This is a genomic window from Brevibacterium sp. K72, assembly GCF_050562175.1.
Classification (GTDB): domain Bacteria; phylum Actinomycetota; class Actinomycetes; order Actinomycetales; family Brevibacteriaceae; genus Brevibacterium; species Brevibacterium casei.
In genome coordinates this window covers 231330-249432 of sequence record NZ_CP191582.1, presented here as the reverse complement: position 1 = coordinate 249432, position 18103 = coordinate 231330, and the positions used below count along the sequence as shown (strand labels likewise).

The 18103-nt window shown below is 68.7% G+C and carries 18 protein-coding genes; 7 read left to right on the top strand and 11 right to left on the bottom strand.

Features of this window, described 5'->3' with window-relative positions; genetic code table 11:
* The first annotated feature begins 1 nt into the window (after position 1).
* Positions 2–334 (top strand): hypothetical protein, encoded by a 333-nt coding sequence (locus ACQ1RG_RS01155; protein ID WP_009376412.1) that lies wholly within the window; start codon positions 2–4, stop codon positions 332–334.
* Positions 335–445: 111 nt separating this feature from the next.
* On the opposite strand, the gene mscL is transcribed toward ACQ1RG_RS01155, so the two are convergent.
* The 4 genes from mscL to ACQ1RG_RS01135 all read right to left on the bottom strand — a co-directional run bounded on the left by mscL (position 446) and on the right by ACQ1RG_RS01135 (position 3142).
* Complete coding sequence (gene mscL, locus ACQ1RG_RS01150) at positions 446–910, bottom strand: large conductance mechanosensitive channel protein MscL (RefSeq protein WP_009376411.1); 465 nt, start codon at positions 908–910, stop codon at positions 446–448.
* Positions 911–1081: 171 nt separating this feature from the next.
* A complete protein-coding gene (locus tag ACQ1RG_RS01145) occupies positions 1082–1720 on the bottom strand; it encodes an SAF domain-containing protein (RefSeq protein ID WP_063248869.1) in 639 nt (212 codons plus the stop codon).
* A 144-nt stretch (positions 1721–1864) separates the two neighbouring features.
* Entirely contained in the window at positions 1865–2185 is a 321-nt protein-coding gene (locus tag ACQ1RG_RS01140; protein ID WP_009376409.1) for an FmdB family zinc ribbon protein, read from the bottom strand.
* A gap of 231 nt (positions 2186–2416) precedes the next feature.
* A complete protein-coding gene (locus ACQ1RG_RS01135) occupies positions 2417–3142 on the bottom strand; it encodes a 5-formyltetrahydrofolate cyclo-ligase (protein ID WP_430600432.1) in 726 nt (241 codons plus the stop codon).
* 46 nt (positions 3143–3188) lie between these two features.
* Between ACQ1RG_RS01135 and galU the strand changes: the two genes are divergently transcribed.
* From galU to ACQ1RG_RS01120, 3 genes are all read left to right on the top strand, one after another.
* Positions 3189–4091, top strand: coding sequence for a UTP--glucose-1-phosphate uridylyltransferase GalU (gene galU / locus ACQ1RG_RS01130; protein ID WP_009376407.1), 903 nt, complete (start codon positions 3189–3191; stop codon positions 4089–4091).
* 49 nt (positions 4092–4140) lie between these two features.
* The gene (locus ACQ1RG_RS01125; RefSeq protein WP_040341324.1) at positions 4141–4779 is read left to right on the top strand and encodes a GNAT family N-acetyltransferase; all 639 of its coding nucleotides are present in this window, start codon (positions 4141–4143) and stop codon (positions 4777–4779) included.
* Between the two features lie 74 nt (positions 4780–4853).
* Complete coding sequence (locus ACQ1RG_RS01120; protein WP_009376405.1) at positions 4854–6830, top strand: hypothetical protein; 1977 nt, start codon at positions 4854–4856, stop codon at positions 6828–6830.
* 86 nt (positions 6831–6916) lie between these two features.
* Here ACQ1RG_RS01120 and ACQ1RG_RS01115 read toward each other — a convergent pair whose 3' ends face one another.
* Complete coding sequence (locus ACQ1RG_RS01115; RefSeq protein ID WP_009376404.1) at positions 6917–8149, bottom strand: M20 family metallopeptidase; 1233 nt, start codon at positions 8147–8149, stop codon at positions 6917–6919.
* Entirely contained in the window at positions 8149–9702 is a 1554-nt protein-coding gene (locus tag ACQ1RG_RS01110; protein WP_430600430.1) for an AbgT family transporter, read from the bottom strand. Before ACQ1RG_RS01110 ends, ACQ1RG_RS01115 begins: the two co-directional genes overlap by 1 nt.
* A 106-nt stretch (positions 9703–9808) precedes the next feature.
* Between ACQ1RG_RS01110 and ACQ1RG_RS01105 the strand changes: the two genes are divergently transcribed.
* Positions 9809–10840, top strand: a complete 1032-nt coding sequence (locus ACQ1RG_RS01105) for an Lrp/AsnC family transcriptional regulator (protein ID WP_009376402.1) — start codon at positions 9809–9811, stop codon at positions 10838–10840.
* Between the two features lie 69 nt (positions 10841–10909).
* Here the strand turns inward: ACQ1RG_RS01105 and ACQ1RG_RS01100 are convergent, their stop codons facing one another.
* The 3 genes from ACQ1RG_RS01100 to ACQ1RG_RS01090 form a co-directional block, all read right to left on the bottom strand.
* Entirely contained in the window at positions 10910–11419 is a 510-nt protein-coding gene (locus tag ACQ1RG_RS01100; RefSeq protein ID WP_009376401.1) for a putative immunity protein, read from the bottom strand.
* Positions 11420–11699: 280 nt separating this feature from the next.
* Positions 11700–13157, bottom strand: a complete 1458-nt coding sequence (locus ACQ1RG_RS01095; RefSeq protein ID WP_009376400.1) for an NAD-dependent succinate-semialdehyde dehydrogenase — start codon at positions 13155–13157, stop codon at positions 11700–11702.
* Between the two features lie 225 nt (positions 13158–13382).
* Positions 13383–13703 carry a GNAT family N-acetyltransferase gene (locus ACQ1RG_RS01090; RefSeq protein ID WP_009376399.1) on the bottom strand — a complete coding sequence of 107 codons (321 nt, stop codon included), beginning with the start codon at positions 13701–13703 and terminating at the stop codon, positions 13383–13385.
* Positions 13704–13826: 123 nt separating this feature from the next.
* On the opposite strand from ACQ1RG_RS01090, the gene ACQ1RG_RS01085 reads away from it, so the two are divergent.
* A complete protein-coding gene (locus ACQ1RG_RS01085; RefSeq protein WP_009376398.1) occupies positions 13827–14414 on the top strand; it encodes a GNAT family N-acetyltransferase in 588 nt (195 codons plus the stop codon).
* A gap of 11 nt (positions 14415–14425) precedes the next feature.
* Here ACQ1RG_RS01085 and ACQ1RG_RS01080 read toward each other — a convergent pair whose 3' ends face one another.
* Together ACQ1RG_RS01080 and ACQ1RG_RS01075 are read right to left on the bottom strand one after the other, a co-directional pair.
* On the bottom strand, positions 14426–15832 hold the full coding sequence (locus tag ACQ1RG_RS01080; RefSeq protein ID WP_009376397.1) for an SLC13 family permease: 1407 nt from the start codon (positions 15830–15832) through the stop codon (positions 14426–14428).
* 137 nt (positions 15833–15969) lie between these two features.
* Positions 15970–17001: a YeiH family protein gene (locus tag ACQ1RG_RS01075; RefSeq protein WP_009376396.1), complete on the bottom strand. Its 1032-nt coding sequence runs from the start codon at positions 16999–17001 to the stop codon at positions 15970–15972.
* An 86-nt stretch (positions 17002–17087) separates the two neighbouring features.
* On the opposite strand from ACQ1RG_RS01075, the gene ACQ1RG_RS01070 reads away from it, so the two are divergent.
* Positions 17088–18008, top strand: a complete 921-nt coding sequence (locus ACQ1RG_RS01070; RefSeq protein ID WP_009376395.1) for a LysR substrate-binding domain-containing protein — start codon at positions 17088–17090, stop codon at positions 18006–18008.
* Positions 18009–18103 lie beyond the last annotated feature (95 nt).

Below are 18103 nucleotides of genomic sequence, written 5' to 3'. Positions count from 1 at the left end.
GATGAGTGCTCGAGGATCAGAGTCGCATAGCGACGGGCCCGGCGAACCCGACGCAGCCGAGTCCTCCGCACACGATTCGCCGAGGACGGGGCCGTCGTCCGAGTCTCCGGCAGCCGAGTCACTGTCGCCCACTGACAGCCCGACGACGTCCGCCGCGACGAACGAGCCGAGCGAGACCCGCCGACGGGCGACCGCTGCCGATGACCGCGAGAAGCAGGAGCGCCTCGAACGGGCGCTGCGTCGGTACCGCGCCACCCTGCGCAATGAGGCCGAGTCGGATGCGTCGGGCTTCAGCGCCGAGCACTACCGCTCGCAGAAGCCTCCCCACTGGTGACTGTGTGCAGTCCGCGGTGACCGGGGACCACACGACGAAGGCCCGCTTCCCCTGACGGGGGAGCGGGCCTTTAAGTGCGAAGCAGCGCGGTGGCTGCCCGGCACAGGCTGATCAGTGGCGCGGGGGCTCGTTCGGGTCGATGTAGCCGCCCTGGCCCGGGTTGCCGCCGGCGGGACCGGCGTTGGCCGCGGCCTGGTTGCGCAGGATCTCGCGGATGTCGCCGAGGAGGTCCTCAGCGGTCGGGGGCACCTCGGACTCGGGCACTCCGCGCTTGCGCAGCTCGTTGAGCTTGTTCATCGGGACGATGATGATGAAGTAGACGATCGCTGCGACGATGAGGAAGTTGATCGCTGCGGTGATGACCGCACCGATGTCGATGGTCGTCTCCGGCACGTTCGGCTTGATGCGGAACGCGAGAGCGGGGCCTTCGGCGCCGCCGACGGCAGCGATGAGGGGGTTGATGATCTTGTCCGAGAACGCCGTGACGATGGCAGTGAACGCGCTGCCGATGATCACAGCGGTCGCCAATTCGACGACATTCCCCTGGAGAATGAAGTCCCTGAAACCCTTGAGCATTAGCGGCACCCTTTGAGTGGTGTGAGCAGTAATGCGATTCTGATTGTGCAATGACGGTTACATAGTACACACCATCTTCACATCTCAACACCATTGACATGCGAAATCCGCAGGGCGTGCTTTCGCGACAAGGGGGCTGGAAAGATCGCGGTGATCACGGCGAATGCGCGATCATTGCGGCAGGATCGCGAAGCTGATCGGCAGTCCCGCGAATTCCGCTATCCTTCCCGCATCGTCGGAGGAGAGCATTACTGAGACAAGTTGCCCTGATTCATTTGTGATGCTGTCGCCTTTCTCGATGATCCGTGCGATGGTCACCTCCTCGACGACGACCTCGGATCCACCTTCCGGCAGCGAGCTGAAGAGCCTGATCCTCTGTCCGGGAGCGAGCAGGCCCGCCGACGCGTCGTCGGCGAGGCGCACGGGCATGATGAGATCGGTGCTTCCCTCCGGCAGGGCCTGCTCGTCGAGCACGGCGGCGCGGGTGACCGGCGTGCCCTTCGAGATCCCCGCCGATGTGCGCCGGCCGAGGGCTTCGTCGACGGCGCTGAACGTCTTCTCCGGAACGAACTGTCGGGGATAGTCGACGACGGTGAGGTCGCCGCGCGTGATCTCGGCTCCGGGGGCGAGATCGTCAGCGGCGACGACGATCGGTGTGTCCCCCTGGTCCGGGGTGAGCAGCCATGCCAGGAGCGCGCAGGCGAGGGCGATGCACACCGCGGCGAGGATCCGGCGCGGACTCACCCGGGAGGTGCGTGCAGCGAGTCGGCTTCCTGCGATTCCGGCCGAAAGACGGTCGATGAGCTTCATGCCCTCAGGATGCGCGTGGGTGACCGCGGTCGGCCAGAGATGGGAGATCCCCTGTGGACAGCGTCTGCGCGTCCACAGGGGAGATGAGCACAAGTGGGGTTTGCCTCCCCAGGCCGGTGCGCACGAGTCGAGTGCGCTCGGGAGTCAGCTCGCGGTCGACGCTCCGGCTTTGGCCGTCGATGACGAACTCGTCGCCGAGGGGCTCGACGACGAAGAATCCTTCGACTGCGACGAGTCGGACGAGGAGGAGTCCTTCGACGATGCGGGTGCCACTGAGCTCGAGGTGCTCTTGCGGGAGTCGGTGGCATAGAAGCCCGACCCCTTGAAGCTGATGCCGACGGTGCCGAAGACCTTCTTCAGCTGGCCCTGGCATTCCGGGCAGACCGTCAGCGAGTCGTCGCTGAAGTCCTGGTGGACGTCGAACTTGTGGCCGCAGCTCTTGCATGCGTACGAATAGACGGGCATAGAGAACCTTTCCTCAACGTGAAGAGTATAGTGCACAGGCCCGCACCGTCCCGTGGTCTCGCGGTGCTGCCAGGGTCCCGAGGGTCCTGCGCTGTTCTTCCACAGGTGAACACGGATGAGTGGGTCTTTATTTCTCCGCACGGGCCGCGTGCAGGAGTCCGTGCCGGAGTCCGTGCCGGAGCCCGGGCCGGTCACGTGCAGGAGCCGGCACAGTCACCTGTGCGGGTGGGCTCAGAGCCGACGCAGACCGTCTTCGGTGATCGCCTCGGGGATGCGCAGATCCCAGGGTTCGACAGCGAGCCCGGACAGGTCGACCTCCTCGGCGAAGCACACCCCGACCACGCGCGGACCCGCTCCCTGACCGTCCGGGTCCCGGCCGCCGGTTGCCGGTTCGCCCGCCGCAGACGGGACCGCGGCGTCGCAGCGGCGTCCCAGCGGCACCTCTCCGAACGGGCCGAAGGTGCGGTCGTAGAAGCCGCCGCCGTTGCCCAGCCTGGCCCCACCGGCACCGAACCCGAGGGCAGGGACGAGGAGGAGGTCAGGGGCCGCCTCGGCGATGAGTGCGCTCGCGGACAGTGAGGCCTGCGGTTCGCGGATGCCCCACCTGCCGTGCGGGGTGAGGTCGGACATCGGCCCGGTCACCTCACCGAACTCGAGGGCACGGCCGACGCGCGTGACGACGGGGAGGAAGACACGGGCTCCGCGGGCCCGGATCCCGTCGACGACCGCATCGACGTCCGGTTCGCCGGGAAGCGCTGCGTAGGCGACGACGACGCGCCCGGTGAGGTCGTGGCTCGGCCAGATCTCGGCCAGCCAGGCGAGTGCGGCACGGGCCGGGGTGCGGGAGGCGGCGGTCGCCTCGGCGGGAGGGGGCGAGACGGCGACGGCGCGTGAGCGGGCCGACCGCTGTGCCCGGATGCGGGCACGCAGCTGCGCCTTCGACGACTCTCGATCCACGCCCTTCAGCGTAACCGGTGACACGGTCATGACTATGATGAAGGTCATGAACGATCAATCTCGCAGCACAGTTCGCAAGGCCGTGATCCCCGTAGCCGGCCTGGGAACTCGATTCCTCCCCGCGACCAAGGCGACGCCGAAGGAGATGCTTCCGGTCGTCGACAAACCCGCCATCCAGTACGTCGTCGAAGAGGCGGTGTCGGCAGGCCTGCAGGACATCCTCATGATCACCGGACGCAACAAGCGCCCGCTCGAGGACCACTTCGACCGTGTCGACGGCCTCGAGGCGGCGCTGGCGAAGAAGGGCGACGACAAGAAGCTCGCTGCAGTGCGCCATTCCTCGGAGCTCGCCGACATCCACTACGTCCGCCAGGGCGACCCGAAGGGGCTCGGCCATGCAGTGCTCAAGGGCCGCCAGCACGTCGGCGACGAACCCTTCGCCGTCCTCCTCGGTGATGACCTCATCGACGAACGCAGCCCGATCCTGCCGAAGATGATCGACGTCACCGAGGCCACCGGCGGCAGCGTCGTCGCGCTCATGGAGGTCCCGCCCGAGTCCATCCACCTCTACGGCTGCGCAGCGGTCGAGGAGACGAGTGAGGACGGCGTCGTGAGGATCACCGGACTCGTCGAGAAGCCCTCCCAGGAGGAGGCGCCGTCGAACCTCGCGATCATTGGACGGTATGTGCTCGCACCGGAGATCTTCGACGTCCTCGAGACGACCGCACCCGGCCGCGGCAACGAGATCCAGCTCACCGACGCTCTCCAGACGCTCGCCGAGGACGAGTCCAGCCACGGCGTCTACGGCGTCGTCTTCAGCGGCGACCGCTACGACACGGGCGACAAGCTCGACTATCTCAAGGCCGTCGTGCAGATCGCGTGCTCGCGCGACGACCTCGGCGAGGATCTCAAGGGATGGCTCAAAGAGTACGTGTCCGAACTCGACTGACCTCCGGGGTTCCTGACCTGGGGAGGTGCCGGTGATCGGCAGCGGGCCGATGTGGCCGATCGAACTGCGCGACGCCACCGCGGGAGTGACCCTGCGACCCCTGCGACGCGGCGACGAATCCGCGTGGCGGGAGGTCCGGGGTCGCAACCGGGACTGGCTGCGACCGTGGGACGCGACCCTGCCGATGCCCGAGCAGGCGACCCCGAGCTTCCGCGCCATGGTGCGGATGTACGACAAACAGGCCAGACGCGGACAGACCGTGCCCTTCGCGATCGAGGTCGACGGTGAGTTCCGTGGTCAGCTCACGGTCTCCGGCATCACCTGGGGGTCGATCCTCAGCGGGCAGATCGGGTACTGGATCGACGCCCGGGTGGCCGGACGCGGCATCACGCCGCTCGCGGTGGCGATGGCGACCGACCACTGCCTCTTCACCCTCGGACTCCACCGGATCGAGATCAACATCCGTCCCGAGAACACCGCGAGCCTGCGCGTGGTCGAGAAGCTCGGCTTCCGCGACGAGGGCCTGCGGAGGAACTACATGCACATCGACGGCCGGTGGAGCGATCACCGGACGTTCGCGCTCACCGTCGAGGACGTTCCCCACGGCATCCTCTCCGCCTACCGTCACAGCCTCGGGGGACGCCCGGGGACCGGCGGCTTCGACGGGGACCGTCACCCCACCGTGTGAACTTCGTGTCGGATTGACCGACACACCACCGCCGTTCACGTCGTTGCGCAACCGTGACCTCTAGGCTCTGGAGTGTGGACACCAGCATCATCGTCGTCATCGCCATCGTCGTGGCCTTCGTCGTCGTCGTGCCCTCGATGATCCGCCGGTCCGCCACCGAACTCTCCCGCGTCGACCTCGACCGGCTCCCGGACGATGCCGAGGTCGTCCGGTCCGAATCCCAGAATCCCTGCCGTGACCTCGGCGAGCGGGTCACCGTCTTCCGCGCCGAGGCGATCGAGCCCTCCGTGCCGAGCGCCGACCGGACCGCCTCCGGTCAGGCCCCGAGCCTCCGCCTCTCCGCCGGCAGCCCCGAGCTCTCCGTCATCGACGGTGAGGCGCAGACCTCCGCCGAGGCGACCGCGGAGTCCCAGCCCGAGTCCGCCGTCGCCCCGCTGCCCGTGGCCGTGGGAGAGACCCGCGCGGCTTTCCTCGTCGGCGACCATGATCCCGCCGGTGGAGGCGTTCACGCTCCCGCCGAGGCGGTCGGTGGCAACGTCCGAGCCCTCCACCCGGCCGTGCACGCCGTGTTCGCGCAGACCGGTGATCCCTCCGCCCAGCGCGGATCGTCCCCTGCCGGGGTCGATGCGGCGGGCCGCCTCGGAGCCGGTCGGCAGCAGGCGGTGTCCACCGGCCGACCCGCACATCCGAGCGCGCCCCGCGACCGCCTCGGCGAGGTGCACTCCCCGACAACCGCCCCCACTTCCCGACCCGATGAGGATCCGACGATGACCGAGAGTGCCGCCCCGCTGCGTGAGTCCCTGCGTTCGATCGGAACCCTGGTCCGCGGGTTCGCGCTCACGTTCCTCGGGTCGGTGCTCGGCGTCCTCGTCACCGGGGTGCTCGCGCTCCTCTCCGTCGTCCACCCCGCTCTCATCGGCGTCTTCGCCGGGCTCGCCGTGGTCTCCCTGTTCATCGTCCGCACGCTCAACCTCCGCAAGCGCGAGCTGAAGAAGCGCCTCCGCCGGATCGCGGACCACGGTGCTGTGACCGCAGAGCCTGTTCCCACGAGGGGATCGCAGGACGTCTCCGACTCGGGGGCGGGCGCTGCGAAGTCGCTCGCCCGTCCGTCGGCCCCGACGGCGACGACACAGGAGTCGGCGACCGAGCGGAGCTCCGCGGCACCGAAGTCTGCGGCGTCGAAGGCCGCCGCCCACGCCCAGCGCACCGCGACGAGAACCGCCGCGAAGTCGACCGCCGTTGCGAAGCCTGAGGGTGGGAATTCAGACGCAGGAAAGTCCGCGGCTGCGAAGTCGACGGATACGCGGTCGACCTCGGCGGCTCGGGAGCGCGCACTCCAGCAGCGCAGCGCGACGGCGAAGTACGCCCGCGAGGAAGCCGTGACCGGCGAGATCCCCGTCGTGCGCATCCGCAACGAGGCAGCCGCCGGCCACACGACCCGGCAGGTCCTCCTCACCGGGCCGATCCCCGTCATCGACGAGAAGACGACCGCTGAGGCTCCGGCGACCCCGGAGGCTCAGACGACTCCGGAGGCTCAGACGACCGCGGAGACCGCTCCGGCAGGGTCGACGGACGAGGCGTCGACGTCCGCGGCGACGACGGATGCGGACGTCGAGTCCGCCACCTCTGCCGACACCTCGGCGAACGCGGTCGCCGCCGACCTCGCCGACACCGTTCCGCAGGCCGCCTCGCGCACCGAAGACCAGTCTGCTGCCGGTGCCCCTCGCGTCAGCGACCCTTTCCAGCAGCGGCTGCGGACCCGCGACGGCTGGTCGCCGACCCCGCTGCCGGTCCCGAGCTACGTCGACGCCGCCGAGGCCGACCACGCCGTCCCGACGCCGAAGGCCGCCGACGCGAGCTCGTACGAGACCGAGGCCCGCAGCCGTGAGGACATCGCCGCGCAGTTCGCCGAGGAGCTCGGCTACCGGGCCGAACTCTCCGACTCCTCCCGCGACGACAGCCCGCTCGAGCACGGCCGCAAGGCCATCCGCGCCGATCGGGCCCCGGCGCTCGACGCCGTCAACGACGTCCTCGCCCGCCGCCGCGCCTGAGCGTCGGACGGTCTGCATCCGTCGGACAACAGCGAGAGTCCCTGTCGACCACTGGTCGACAGGGACTCTGGCGTCTGGGTGCGGCGTCAGACGGCCGCCGTCTCCCGGGCTGTCGTCGTCATCGGCTCAGGGGCATCGGTGTCCGAGGTGAGCGCCTTGGGAGCGCACGCCTCGGCGAGGATGCCGGCGAAGAGGACGATGCGATCGTCGATGTCGGACTCCATGACGTGCTCATCCCGAGCATGGGGACCGTTCCCGCTTGCTCCGAGACCGTCGAGGACCGGCAGGCCGAGTGCTGCGAGGAAGTTGCCGTCGCTGCCGCCGCCGACCGATCGCAGACCCAGTTCCGATCGCACGAGCGCGGCGACGGCCTGCACCCGGTCGACGAGGGCGTGACTGCCTGCCGTCAGCTGCATGGGCGGGCGGTTCCATCCACCGGTGACCGAGACCGAGACGCGGGGATCTGAGGCAGTGAGCGTCGTGAGAAGGCGATGGATCCGCTCGGCTTCGGAGCGGGTCGTGACTCGGACGTCGACCTCTGCTTCGGCTGTGCCGGCGATGACATTGCGGGCACTCCCGCCCCTGATGATCCCGACGTTGACGCTGGTTCCGGCTTCGAGGTCGGTGCCCTGGGCGACCTGGAGGATGAGCTCGGACAGCGCGACGACGGCGCTGGCTCCGCCTTTCGGGTCGTTGCCCGCATGCGACTCGATCCCGGTGGTGCCGATGGTGAAGACGCCCACGCCCTTGCGTTCGGTCTTGAGATCCCACCCGACTCCGGGTTCGAGGACGAATCCTGCGATGGCTCCGGCGGCCTCGCGCTCGATGATCGGTCGAGAGGACCGGCTCCCGAGCTCTTCGTCGCCGTTGAGGACGAACGTAATCGTCGGCAGGGCCAATCCGGTGCGCCGTGCGAGGCGGACCGCGTGGACACCTGTGACGAGCCCAGCCTTCATATCGAGGACGCCGGGACCGCGGATGATCCCGTCGGTGACGGTGAACGGAATCGACTCGAGGGTGCCGAGCGGCCAGACCGTGTCGTAGTGACCGACGATGAGGACGCGACCGGGGAGGTCGCCGCGGATCTCGGCGACGAGGGTCGGACCGTGGACTTCGTGGTCGATGCGGTCGACGCGGTCGAGCGGTCCGATCTGCCTGTCGAGCCAGGAGTGCAGATGATCGGCGCACCGGTGTAGCGAGGGCAGGTCGGTGCTTGGAGTCTCCATCTCCACGAGGCAGCGGAGATCGCTCAGGGTCTCCTCATGCTCCGCAGCCACCTCGGCGAGGAGGGCGGGCAGGGCACTGGCGAACGTGCGCATCAGACCCCCACCCCCGGTCCCAGCGGCAACCCGAGCAGGTACCAGATGATGAAGAGTCCGAGCCAGACGACGAGGTTGACTACGGCGATCGGGAGCACGAGGGACATGAGCGTGCCGATGCCCGCCGTGGGTCTGTGCGTGCGGAGGAATCCGAGCGCCATGACGAAGTACGGGCTCATGGGGGTGAGGCTATTCGTCGGGGCGTCGGCGATGCGGAAGACAGCCTGAGTGGTCTCGGGCGCGATGTCGAGGAGCATGAGCATCGGGACGAGGACGGGAGCGACGAAGGCGTACATGGCCGAACCGCTTGTGAGCACGAGGTTCATGCAGCTGATGAGGAGGACTGCAGCGATGAAGATCGGCACTGGGGAGGCGCCGAGTGAGTCGAGGAGTCCGGCGCCCTCGATGGAGAGGACGGCGCCGATGTTCGTCCATTTGAAGTACGCGAGGAACTGGGAGGCGGCGAAGAAGAGGACGATGACGGGGACGAGTTCGCGCACTCCGGGGATCATGAGCGTGGGGATCTGGCTCACGGAGGTGATGGTGCCTTCGGCGACGCCGTAGCAGATGCCGACGACGGCGAAGAAGAGCATCATGAACACGGCCATGTTGTCCATGAGGGGAGAGTCGAGGACCGAACCGTTCTCACCGCGCAGCGGTGAGCCCGAGGGGAGGACTGCGAGGACCACGAGGGCGCAGAAGACGAGGGCTCCGATGCCGGCTGAGACCAGACCCCGGCGCTCTGCGGGGTTGAGCTTCATGCTGGGCAGGGGTTCGGCGTCGACCGAGGGCTCCTCGGCCTCCAGGGCTGCCACGCGCTTGGCGACGACGAGTTCGACGACGACGGTGATGCTCACGGCGAGGACGAGTGACGACGCCGCGGAGAAGTAGTAGTTGGCCAGAGGACTCACCGAGTAGCTCGGATCGATCGTCTGGGCGGCAGCGGTCGAGATCCCGGCGAAGACCGCATCGCTGCCGGTGGGAAGCAGGCCGATGCTGCTCGCGCCGCCGACGGAGACATAGGCGACGACCGCGCCGATGATGGGGCTGCGACCGACGGCGCGATAGGCGATCATCGCCAAGGGGATCATGACGGCGAATGCGGCGTCGGAGGCGACCTGGGCGACCATGGCGGTGATGGCGATCGTGAACGTCACATAGCGAGGGGAGACTCGCGAGAGCATTCCCCTCATGAGCGCCTGGAGGAGGCCCGTGGCGTCGGCGATCGAGACGCCGAGGGCGACGACGACGATGAGGCCCAGAGGCGGGAAGGTGACGAAGTTGGTGATCGCATCACCGAGCATCATCTGGACACCGTCGAAGGAGAGGAGGTTCTGGACGGTGACGGTCTCACCGTCGGCGGGATTCGTTGCAGACACTCCGAGGGTCGAGAGCACGGCGCTGAGGACGGCGACGACGACGGCGAGGCCGACGAAGATCCAGAACGGGTGCGGAAGCTTATTCCCCACCCGATCGACGGTTTCGAGCACGGTGAGCACTCCCGCCGAGAAGCGCGACTCCTTTGTGACGCTCGGCGGTGAAAGTGTGGACATCTTCATCTCCAAATTGTGATTATGTTCAATGGCAGAATCCAGTGTGCACGATATGTATCACCTCTGGCAAGAGTGTGGGGATTATGGAAACAGATATATTGGGTGGGTGGAACAGCTCGACTCCCTCGACCTCACCCTCGTTGCCGCGCTCCAGCATGCGCCCCGCGCACCGCTCACCGTCCTCGCCGACGTCATGGAGACCTCGGCGAGCACGGTCAGCCGCAGGCTGTCGCGACTCCTCGACGACCAGCTCATGCGGATCACCTCCTCCGTGAACTGGTCCCTGCGAGGGACGGGGCATCCGACGGTCCTCTGGATCGACACCCGGCCGGAGCTGACGAGAAGCGTGGCGGCCGCGCTCGCAGACCTGCCCGAGGCCCAATCCGTCTACATCGTCACCGGTGACTCGACGATCCGCTGCCTGCTCCATCCGCCGGCCGATGGCACAGTCGCCGGGTTCGTCCTCGACGTCATCCCGCAGATCCCCGGTGTCGAGCGGATCTCCTCGAACGGCATCCTCGCGAGTTCCGCGCGTAGCGCCGATTGGATGGTTCCCGGAGTGCTCGATGCCGATCAGGTCGCGCTGCTCGCCGAGGCACGCGCCCCCGGCGGGGCTGAGACGCCGCCGCAGCTGCGGCCGACCGAACTCGGGGTCGTCGACCTGCTCGTCGGCAACGGGAGAGCCACGGCGGTGCAGATCGCCGAGGAGCTCGGAATCACCCGAGTGACCGCCGCTCGCGCGCTGGAGTCGGTGCTGGGGAGCGGGCTGGTGCGACCGCGCATCGATATCGAACCCCGGCATCTGGGCTATCCGGTCGAGGTCTTCGCTCAGATCAGCTGCGCGCCGTCCGCGATCGCCGATCTCGTCGTCGAACTCGGCAAGCATCCGAACGTTCGGACCGCGGCGATGACGGCCGGTTCGGTGGCCGTCGCCGTGCAGGCGAACGTCGCGAGCGAGACCGCCCTCTATGAGTTCGTCACTGCGGACCTCGGCGGGATCGACGGCATCACCGACGTCCGCCTCTCGACCAACCTCGTCACCGTCAAACGCAACTGGAATGCGGTCCTCCCCGATGGGAGGCTGGTGCCGTCGTCTGAACTGCCCCCACTTGCCGGCGACCGCGCATCCGAGGGGTGACGTCGCGCCGAGGCTGAGGGTCGCACTCTGCCCTCATCGGCGGTGCCGTGATGAGCGATCCGGCTCACCTCAGTCCGAGAAGACGTTCCAGCAGATGCTGCTGCGTCGCCGCTGATCGTCGAGGACGAGGGCACGCACCGGATCGGACAGCAGCTTCCGCTGCCATGCGCGTTCCCTGCGCCCGGCGTCGGAGTCGTCGGGTCGGGCGGCGGCCGCCGCCTTGATCGCATAGGCTGCGGCACCGAGGTCGTGTTCGGCGACGTGCCCGACGCATGCGGCCTGTCCCGCTGCGTACGCCGCGAAGCGCGGGGCACCGGTCAGGGGCCGCGCCGCTCCCATCGCATGACCGCCGAGGGCGCGCGCGGCCATCATCGGCATCTCGCCGCGCGCCCATGCCCGCGCGGCGGCGACGGCCTCAGCCGGTCGCGGGTCGTCCGGGGCGACGGCGGTGAAGAGGGGCAGCACGTGTTCGGCGCACTCGGCGGCCCACAGCGCGAGGAGCTGGTGGTGCTCGTCGGTGAGGGTGCCGCCTCGGCGGATCGTGATCATCCGCGGATCCCGTTCGGTCGAGAGGATCATCGGCGTGCCTCCTCAGGTGCACCAGGAGCCGACGGTGATGCCTCGACTCGTTGGTGGGCAATCATGGACAGTCCTCGAGTCTAGGCGCTCACCGGTGGAGGTCAACGGTCCACCAACTCGGCGGGCGCAGCAGCACCCGGGAACAGGACCCCGGGAACAGGACCACGGGGACGCGAAAGGCGGCCGACACCCTCTCGGGTGCCGACCGCCTCGGCGAGGTCTCGCTCAGCCGGATCGATCAGGTGGGAGCGACCGGCTGCGGTCGACCGGGCTCGCTGCCTCAGCTGCGGGGCGTGGCCACGTACTTGAGCTCGAGGTACTCGTCGATGCCGACACGTCCGCCCTCACGGCCGAGACCCGACATCTTCACGCCGCCGAAGGGAGCGGCCGGGTTCGAGACGAGACCGGTGTTGAGGCCGATCATCCCGACTTCGAGCTTCTCGGCGAGGCTGAGCGCCCGGTTGATGTTCTCGCTGAAGAGGTAGCCGGCAAGGCCGTACTCGGTCTCGTTCGCCAGGGCGATCGCCTCCTCGTCGGTGTCGAAGGTGACGATCGGGGCGACGGGACCGAAGATCTCCGTGGTGCGGATCTCGGATCCGGCGGGGACGTTCGTGATGACGGTCGGGTCGAAGAAGAACCCGGGGCCGTCGATCTTCCCGCCGCCGGTGAGCACGGTGGCACCACCCGACACGGCATCGTCGACGAGGGCTGCGACCTTGTCGAGCGACTCCTGGTCGACGAGGGGACCCACCTCGGTGCCGTCGTGGAGGCCGTTGCCGACCTTCATCGAGCCGATGCGCTCGGCGAGCTTCTGGGAGAACTCGTCGGCGATCGAAGAGTGGACGAAGAGACGGTTCGCGGCGGTGCACGCCTCGCCGCCGTTGCGCATCTTCGCGAGCACCGCGCCCTCGACGGCCTTGTCGATGTCGGCGTCCTCGCAGACGACGAACGGGGCGTTGCCGCCGAGCTCCATCGAGGACTTCATGACGTTGTCGGCGGCCTGCTTGAGGAGGTTGACGCCGACCTCGGTCGACCCGGTGAAGGTGACCTTGCGGGCGATGCCCGACTCCATCCACGGGGTGACGACCCGACGCGCCGACTCCGAGGTGACGACGTTGAGGACGCCGTCGGGCAGACCGGCCTCCTTGAGGACGTCGACGAGCATGAGTGAGGTGAGCGGGGTGAGCTTCGCGGGCTTGAAGACCATCGTGCAGCCGGCGGCGATCGCCGGGCCGATCTTGCGGGTGCCCATCGCCAGCGGGAAGTTCCACGGGGTGATGAGCACACACGGGCCGACGGGCTCACGCGAGATCATCAGGCGGTTCTTGCCGTCGGTGGACAGGGTGTAGTCGCCGCTGATGCGCACGGCCTCCTCGGAGAACCAGCGGAAGAACTCGGCGCCGTAGGCGACCTCTCCCTTGGATTCGGCGAAGGGCTTGCCCATCTCGGCGGTCATCACGGCCGCGATGTCGTCGGAGCGTTCGATGAGGAGCTCGAAGGCGCGGCGCAGGATCTCGGCGCGGTCGCGCGGGGCGGTGACCGCCCAATCGGCCTGCGCGTCGCCGGCGGCCTTGATCGCGGCTTCCGCATCGGCGGCGGAGCCGTCGGCGACGGTGGTGATGACGTCACCGGTCGCGGGGTTGATGACATCGATGGTCTTCCCGCCCTCGGCATCACGCCACTGCCCGTTGATGAACAGTCCGGTGTTGAGCTTGTTGATGATCGGCGTGATGTCCACGGCTGATCCTCCTTGGTTGTCGAGTCGAGGCGGCTGAGCTAGCGCCAGGTTCAGTGTAAGGGGCCGTGCGGCCGCAGACGATGCGGATTTCGCACTGTGAGAGCGCCCTTCCGGGTGGTCATCGTCGTCCGAACCGTCCGAGCGGACGGTATCCGTACGAAGGGGGCTTAGGTGTGAGCCCGTCCGGCCGGCGGTGCGGCGGGTGAGGCGGTGAGAACGCTGACCTCAGGCGACGTACTCGTCGAATTCGTGGTTCTTCTCGAGGAATCCCATGACGTACGAGCAGGTCGTGCGGAACCGCAGACCCGCCTCGGTGGTGGTTTCGAGGGCGAAGCGCACGAGCTTCGCGGCGATCCCCCGACCGCCGTACTCGGGGGAGACCTCGGTGTGGGTGAAGGTCCGCGCGGTGGGGACGTCGCCGGCGCCGTCAGCGGTGTCGACGTAGTCGATGAGCCCGATGACCCTCCCGTCGTGGGAGACGGTGAAGCGGTTCTGCTCGGGATCCTCGGCGAGGGTGTAGGTCTGACCGTCGATGTCGATGTCCATGGCTGCTCCTGTCCGCAGGGTGAGGTCGCTGTGCTCGAGTCCGAGCCTACCCACTAATCTTGGAAGGAGTGTTGAAGTCTGCGGCGGGCACCGATCCTGCCGCCGTCCCTAGGAGCCGCCCATATGACCTCGCAGCCCCCGGCCACGCTCGTTGACGCCCACGAGCTCATCCTCCAGGAGTCCGGCTACGTCGTCAGCGTGCTCACCGAGACCGACATCGACGACTACGTCGCACTCGTCGCCTCCGCGTACCGCGGGGAGGACTCGAAGAAGGGGTGGACGACCGAGGCGGACCTGCTCAGCGGGCAGCGTCTCGATGCGGCGATGGCCAGGGAGATGCTCGCCGAGGCGGAGTCGACGATGATCCTCGTCCGCTCCGTCGACGGTCCCGCTGTCGCAAGCGTCTACCTGCGTGAACCCGTTGACTCCGTCGCCTACCTCGGCGTCCTCGCCGTCTCGCCCCTCGGCCAGGGGCAGGGGGTGGGCTCGGCGCTCATCAACCTCGCCGAGGCGTGGGTGGTCGAACGCTGGGGTGCCCGCGCGCTGTCGATGAGTGTGATCAGCAAGCGCTCCGAGCTCATCGCCTACTACGAACGGCGCGGCTACGAACGCACCGGGGAGACCGAGCCCTTCCCCTACGGCGACGAGCGCTTCGGCGTGCCGATGGTCGACGACCTCGAGTTCGTCACCCTCGTCAAACAGCTCGCCTGAGGGCCGGACGCTCAGAAGAGCATCGCCGGGAGAACGAGCCCGCCGACGAGGACGATCGGTCCGATGATGACCATCGACATCCCGAACTTGACGAGGATGCGGGTGAGCCGCGGCTTCTCCTCACCTGGGGCAGTCGCGACGACGGTGGCACCGAGTGTCGAGAACGGGGAGACGTCGACGACGGCCGAGCAGATGCCGAGCGCGGCGATGAGCGCCCACCCGGGAACGCCGCCGGCCTCGATGAGCGGCAGGGCGAGGGGGACGAGCGCGGCGAGGATGCCCGTCGTCGAGGCGAACGCCGAGACGAGACCCCCGACGACGCAGAGGACGAAGGCAGCGAGAAGCGGGGATCCGATCGCCTTCGCTCCGTCCCCGAGGAGGTCGACGGCCCCCATCTCCTGGAGCACGCCGACGAAGGTGATGATGCCGCCGACGAGGAGGACCGTCGACCAGTCGATCTTCGGGAGCGCGGCCTTGCCCGTCGCGGGATCGACGAGAGCGAGGATCGCTCCGAAGAGGAAGCAGAGCAGGCCGATGTCGGGCTCCTGACCGAGGGCGGCAAGCACGACGACGGAGCCGATGAGGCCGACCATGAGCACGACGGTGAGGATCTGCACCCCGGTGAACGGCCTCGTACCGGAGTCCGCCGAGGCAGCGCCGGCATCGAAGAGGGCCTCGTCCTCGTCGTCCTCTCCGAAGGCGACCTTCGTCGCCGAGGCGCCGCCGCGGGAGATCCTCGGCTCAGCCGCTGCTGAGGCGGCGGTGCTGTTCGAGTCCGCCGCGCCGCCCCCGCGGGAGGAGACCGCGGCCGTCTTCCGCCCGGCGAACAGCCGCCTGCCGAACATGAGGTAGGCGACGGTGAGCATGAGCAGATAGACGATGACGGCGATGCCGAAGAGAAGGAACGGGGAGAGGCCGATGCCGGCGTCGTCGGCGGTGCTGTAGGTGACGATGCCGTAGAGGCTGGTCGGGGCGAAGCCGCCGGCACCGATCGCGAAGCAGATCGCCAGACCCATGAGCGCATAGTCGACCCCGTACTTCCGGGCGACCTGCATGCCCACGGGCATCATCACGAGACCGGCCAGCGGCGCACCCATCGAGGCGATGCCCGCGGTGATGACGAAGAAGACGAGCGGCAGAAGCACCGCGGAGGAACCGACCTTCTCGAGCGCCCAATCGATGATCCTGTCGACGGTGCCGTTCTCCTGCGCAATGGCGAAGAAGTAGGTGACACCGGCGAGGAGGACCATGATGGAGAGGGGGAACCCGGCGATGATGTCCTCGACGGTCATGTCGGTGAGCAGGAGACCGGTCCCGGCCGCGCCGACGAGCATGAGCACGCCGATGTGCACCCCGCGGACGGCCCCGATGGCGAAGAGGGCGATGAAGACACCTAATGCGATGAGCTGGGCAAGCATGTCGTCCTTGAGGTAGCTGAGCAGACTCTGAGTGCGATCGGTGAGAGACTACCAGCCGGTGCGGACATGTCCCGGCAGCACCATGCCGGGGGAGGGCGACTTCCCGATTGTCGGCACCGCACCGTGCGATGGCCCGCTCACGTCAGGAGCAGGGCACCGCCGAGGGCGACGAGGGCGACGACGATCGTCGTCATCGTCGCCAAGGCGATCGGCCCACCGCCGAGGCTCCGCAGCGCGCGCCACTGCACACCCCGACCGAGCGCGAACATCGCCATCGACAGGCACACGGTCTGGACGATGCCCAGCCCGGTCACGGCCATCTCGGGCAGGAGCCCGAACGTGCGCAGCCCGGCCATGAGGAGGAACCCGATGACGAAGAGGGGGACGATCGGGGGACGCTGTCCGGCCGGCGCGGGCACGGCGCTCTCATCCCCAGCCTCGGCGGAGGCAGTGCGCACCCTCGCCTCGGAACGGCGCATCACGAGTTCGAGGATCGCGACGGTCGGGGCGAGCATGATGACCCGGGCGAGCTTGACGAGGACCGCGACCTCGAGTGCGGCCGGCCCGATGATGCCGCCGATCGCGACGACCTGGGCGACCTCGTGGGTCGAGGCGCCCGCCCACATGCCGGCGGTCGCCTCGTCGAGACCGAGACCGCTGCTCGTCAGGGGGACCACAGCGATCATCGCCGTGCCGAAGAGGACGACGAGGCCGATCGCGGCGGCGACGTCCTCCTTCTTCGCCCGCATCGTCGATTCTATTCCGGCGACGGCCGCGGCCCCGCAGATGCCGAACCCGCACCCGATGAGGAGGGCGAGGTCGCCGTCGACACGGGTGAGGCGTGCCACGAGCATGCTCGTGGCGATGCCGACGGCGACGACGACGGCGGCGAGGACGAGGACCGGCCAGCCGAGGTCGAGGATGTCGCCGAGGACGACCTGCGCGCCGAGGGCGACGATGCCCAGACGCAGGAGGGGTTTCGCTGCGAAGTCGAGTCCCGGGCGGAACCTCGCCGGCAGGGTCGGTACGGCATTGCCGAGGACGATGCCGAGGACGATCGCGACGAGCAGTGGGGAGACGACGGGGACGAGGGCTGAGACGGGCCACGCGATCGCGGCGGCGAGCGCGGCGAGTCCGAGGCCGGGCAGGAGGGGGACGATGCGGTGCATGCCTCCAGTCTTCCGCCTCGGCGAGTGCCGCGGTAGACGGCGAAAACGGCGCAGTCCATATGAAACTGATATGACATGATGTGCTCATGCGCGATGTCTCGGACATGCACCGGTGGCCGGAGCTGCGGGCCCTCGGCCTCCTTGTCGCCCTGAGCGGGGGAGCGGGGTCGATCGGTCAGGCCGCCGAGGCGGTCGGACTCGCCCAGCCCAACGCCTCCCGGAGCCTGCGCAACCTCGAACGCGATCTCGGCGTCCCGCTGCTGCGGCGTTCTCCGCGGGGGACCTCCCTCACCGCTGAGGGGCAGGCCGTCGCCGAGTGGGCGGCCCAGGTCGTCGACGCCTACCGTGCCCTCAATGCGGGCACCCAGGCGATCCGGGACGCCCGGGCGGGCACGGTGCGCGTGTGCGCCTCCCTCACGGTCGCCGAGTACCTGCTGCCGGGGTACCTCGCGACCTTCACCTCGGCGCATCCGGACGTCGACGTCGGGCTCGGCGTCGAGAACTCCGCGGCCGTCGTCGCCGAGGTCCGGGCGCTGCGCTGCGATCTCGGACTCGTCGAATCGGTGTCCCTGCCGAGCGGATTCCCCACCGCAGTCATCGGCCGGGACCGGCTGATGATCGCCGCCGCCCCGTCGTTCGCCGCCGCGTGGACGGAGCCGATCACCGCCGAGGCGCTCGCCGCGACGCCGCTGCTCGTCCGTGAGGTGGGGTCGGGGACTCGGGAGGCCGTCGACACCGCACTCGCGGAGTTCGGGGGCGTCTCGGTCGCGGGGGAGTACGGGTCGAACTCGGCGCTGCGGGTCGCCGCCGCCACCGGTGTCGCCCCGGTCGTCCTCTCCGAACTCGCCCTGCGCGACGACTTCCGCTCCGCACGGCTCGTGCCGCTGCCGGTCGCCGAGTCGATCGACCTCGATCGCAGGCTCCACGCCCTGTGGTCGCCGAAACGCCGGCTCTCACACGGGGCGCGGGCCCTGCTCGACCACATGACGAGCGCGCAGGTGAGGTGACGGGCCCCGTTTCCGGGGCGGGCCTCGTTGCCGGAGCAGGTCGAGCGCCGGTGCCGACAGTCCGAGACGTGCAGACTCACCGAGCGCTCCACGTC

What these genes read in the sequence shown, in the direction of transcription:
- ACQ1RG_RS01155 (WP_009376412.1), top strand. Translation starts at nt 2, where the DNA reads ATGAGTGCTCGAGGATCAGAGTCGCATAGCGACGGGCCCGGCGAACCC.
- mscL (WP_009376411.1), bottom strand. Translation starts at nt 910, where the DNA reads ATGCTCAAGGGTTTCAGGGACTTCATTCTCCAGGGGAATGTCGTCGAA.
- ACQ1RG_RS01145 (WP_063248869.1), bottom strand. Translation starts at nt 1,720, where the DNA reads ATGAAGCTCATCGACCGTCTTTCGGCCGGAATCGCAGGAAGCCGACTC.
- ACQ1RG_RS01140 (WP_009376409.1), bottom strand. Translation starts at nt 2,185, where the DNA reads ATGCCCGTCTATTCGTACGCATGCAAGAGCTGCGGCCACAAGTTCGAC.
- galU (WP_009376407.1), top strand. Translation starts at nt 3,189, where the DNA reads ATGAACGATCAATCTCGCAGCACAGTTCGCAAGGCCGTGATCCCCGTA.
- ACQ1RG_RS01125 (WP_040341324.1), top strand. Translation starts at nt 4,141, where the DNA reads ATGTGGCCGATCGAACTGCGCGACGCCACCGCGGGAGTGACCCTGCGA.
- ACQ1RG_RS01115 (WP_009376404.1), bottom strand. Translation starts at nt 8,149, where the DNA reads ATGCGCACGTTCGCCAGTGCCCTGCCCGCCCTCCTCGCCGAGGTGGCT.
- ACQ1RG_RS01110 (WP_430600430.1), bottom strand. Translation starts at nt 9,702, where the DNA reads ATGTCCACACTTTCACCGCCGAGCGTCACAAAGGAGTCGCGCTTCTCG.
- ACQ1RG_RS01100 (WP_009376401.1), bottom strand. Translation starts at nt 11,419, where the DNA reads ATGATCCTCTCGACCGAACGGGATCCGCGGATGATCACGATCCGCCGA.
- ACQ1RG_RS01090 (WP_009376399.1), bottom strand. Translation starts at nt 13,703, where the DNA reads ATGGACATCGACATCGACGGTCAGACCTACACCCTCGCCGAGGATCCC.
- ACQ1RG_RS01085 (WP_009376398.1), top strand. Translation starts at nt 13,827, where the DNA reads ATGACCTCGCAGCCCCCGGCCACGCTCGTTGACGCCCACGAGCTCATC.
- ACQ1RG_RS01080 (WP_009376397.1), bottom strand. Translation starts at nt 15,832, where the DNA reads ATGCTTGCCCAGCTCATCGCATTAGGTGTCTTCATCGCCCTCTTCGCC.
- ACQ1RG_RS01075 (WP_009376396.1), bottom strand. Translation starts at nt 17,001, where the DNA reads ATGCACCGCATCGTCCCCCTCCTGCCCGGCCTCGGACTCGCCGCGCTC.
- ACQ1RG_RS01070 (WP_009376395.1), top strand. Translation starts at nt 17,088, where the DNA reads ATGCGCGATGTCTCGGACATGCACCGGTGGCCGGAGCTGCGGGCCCTC.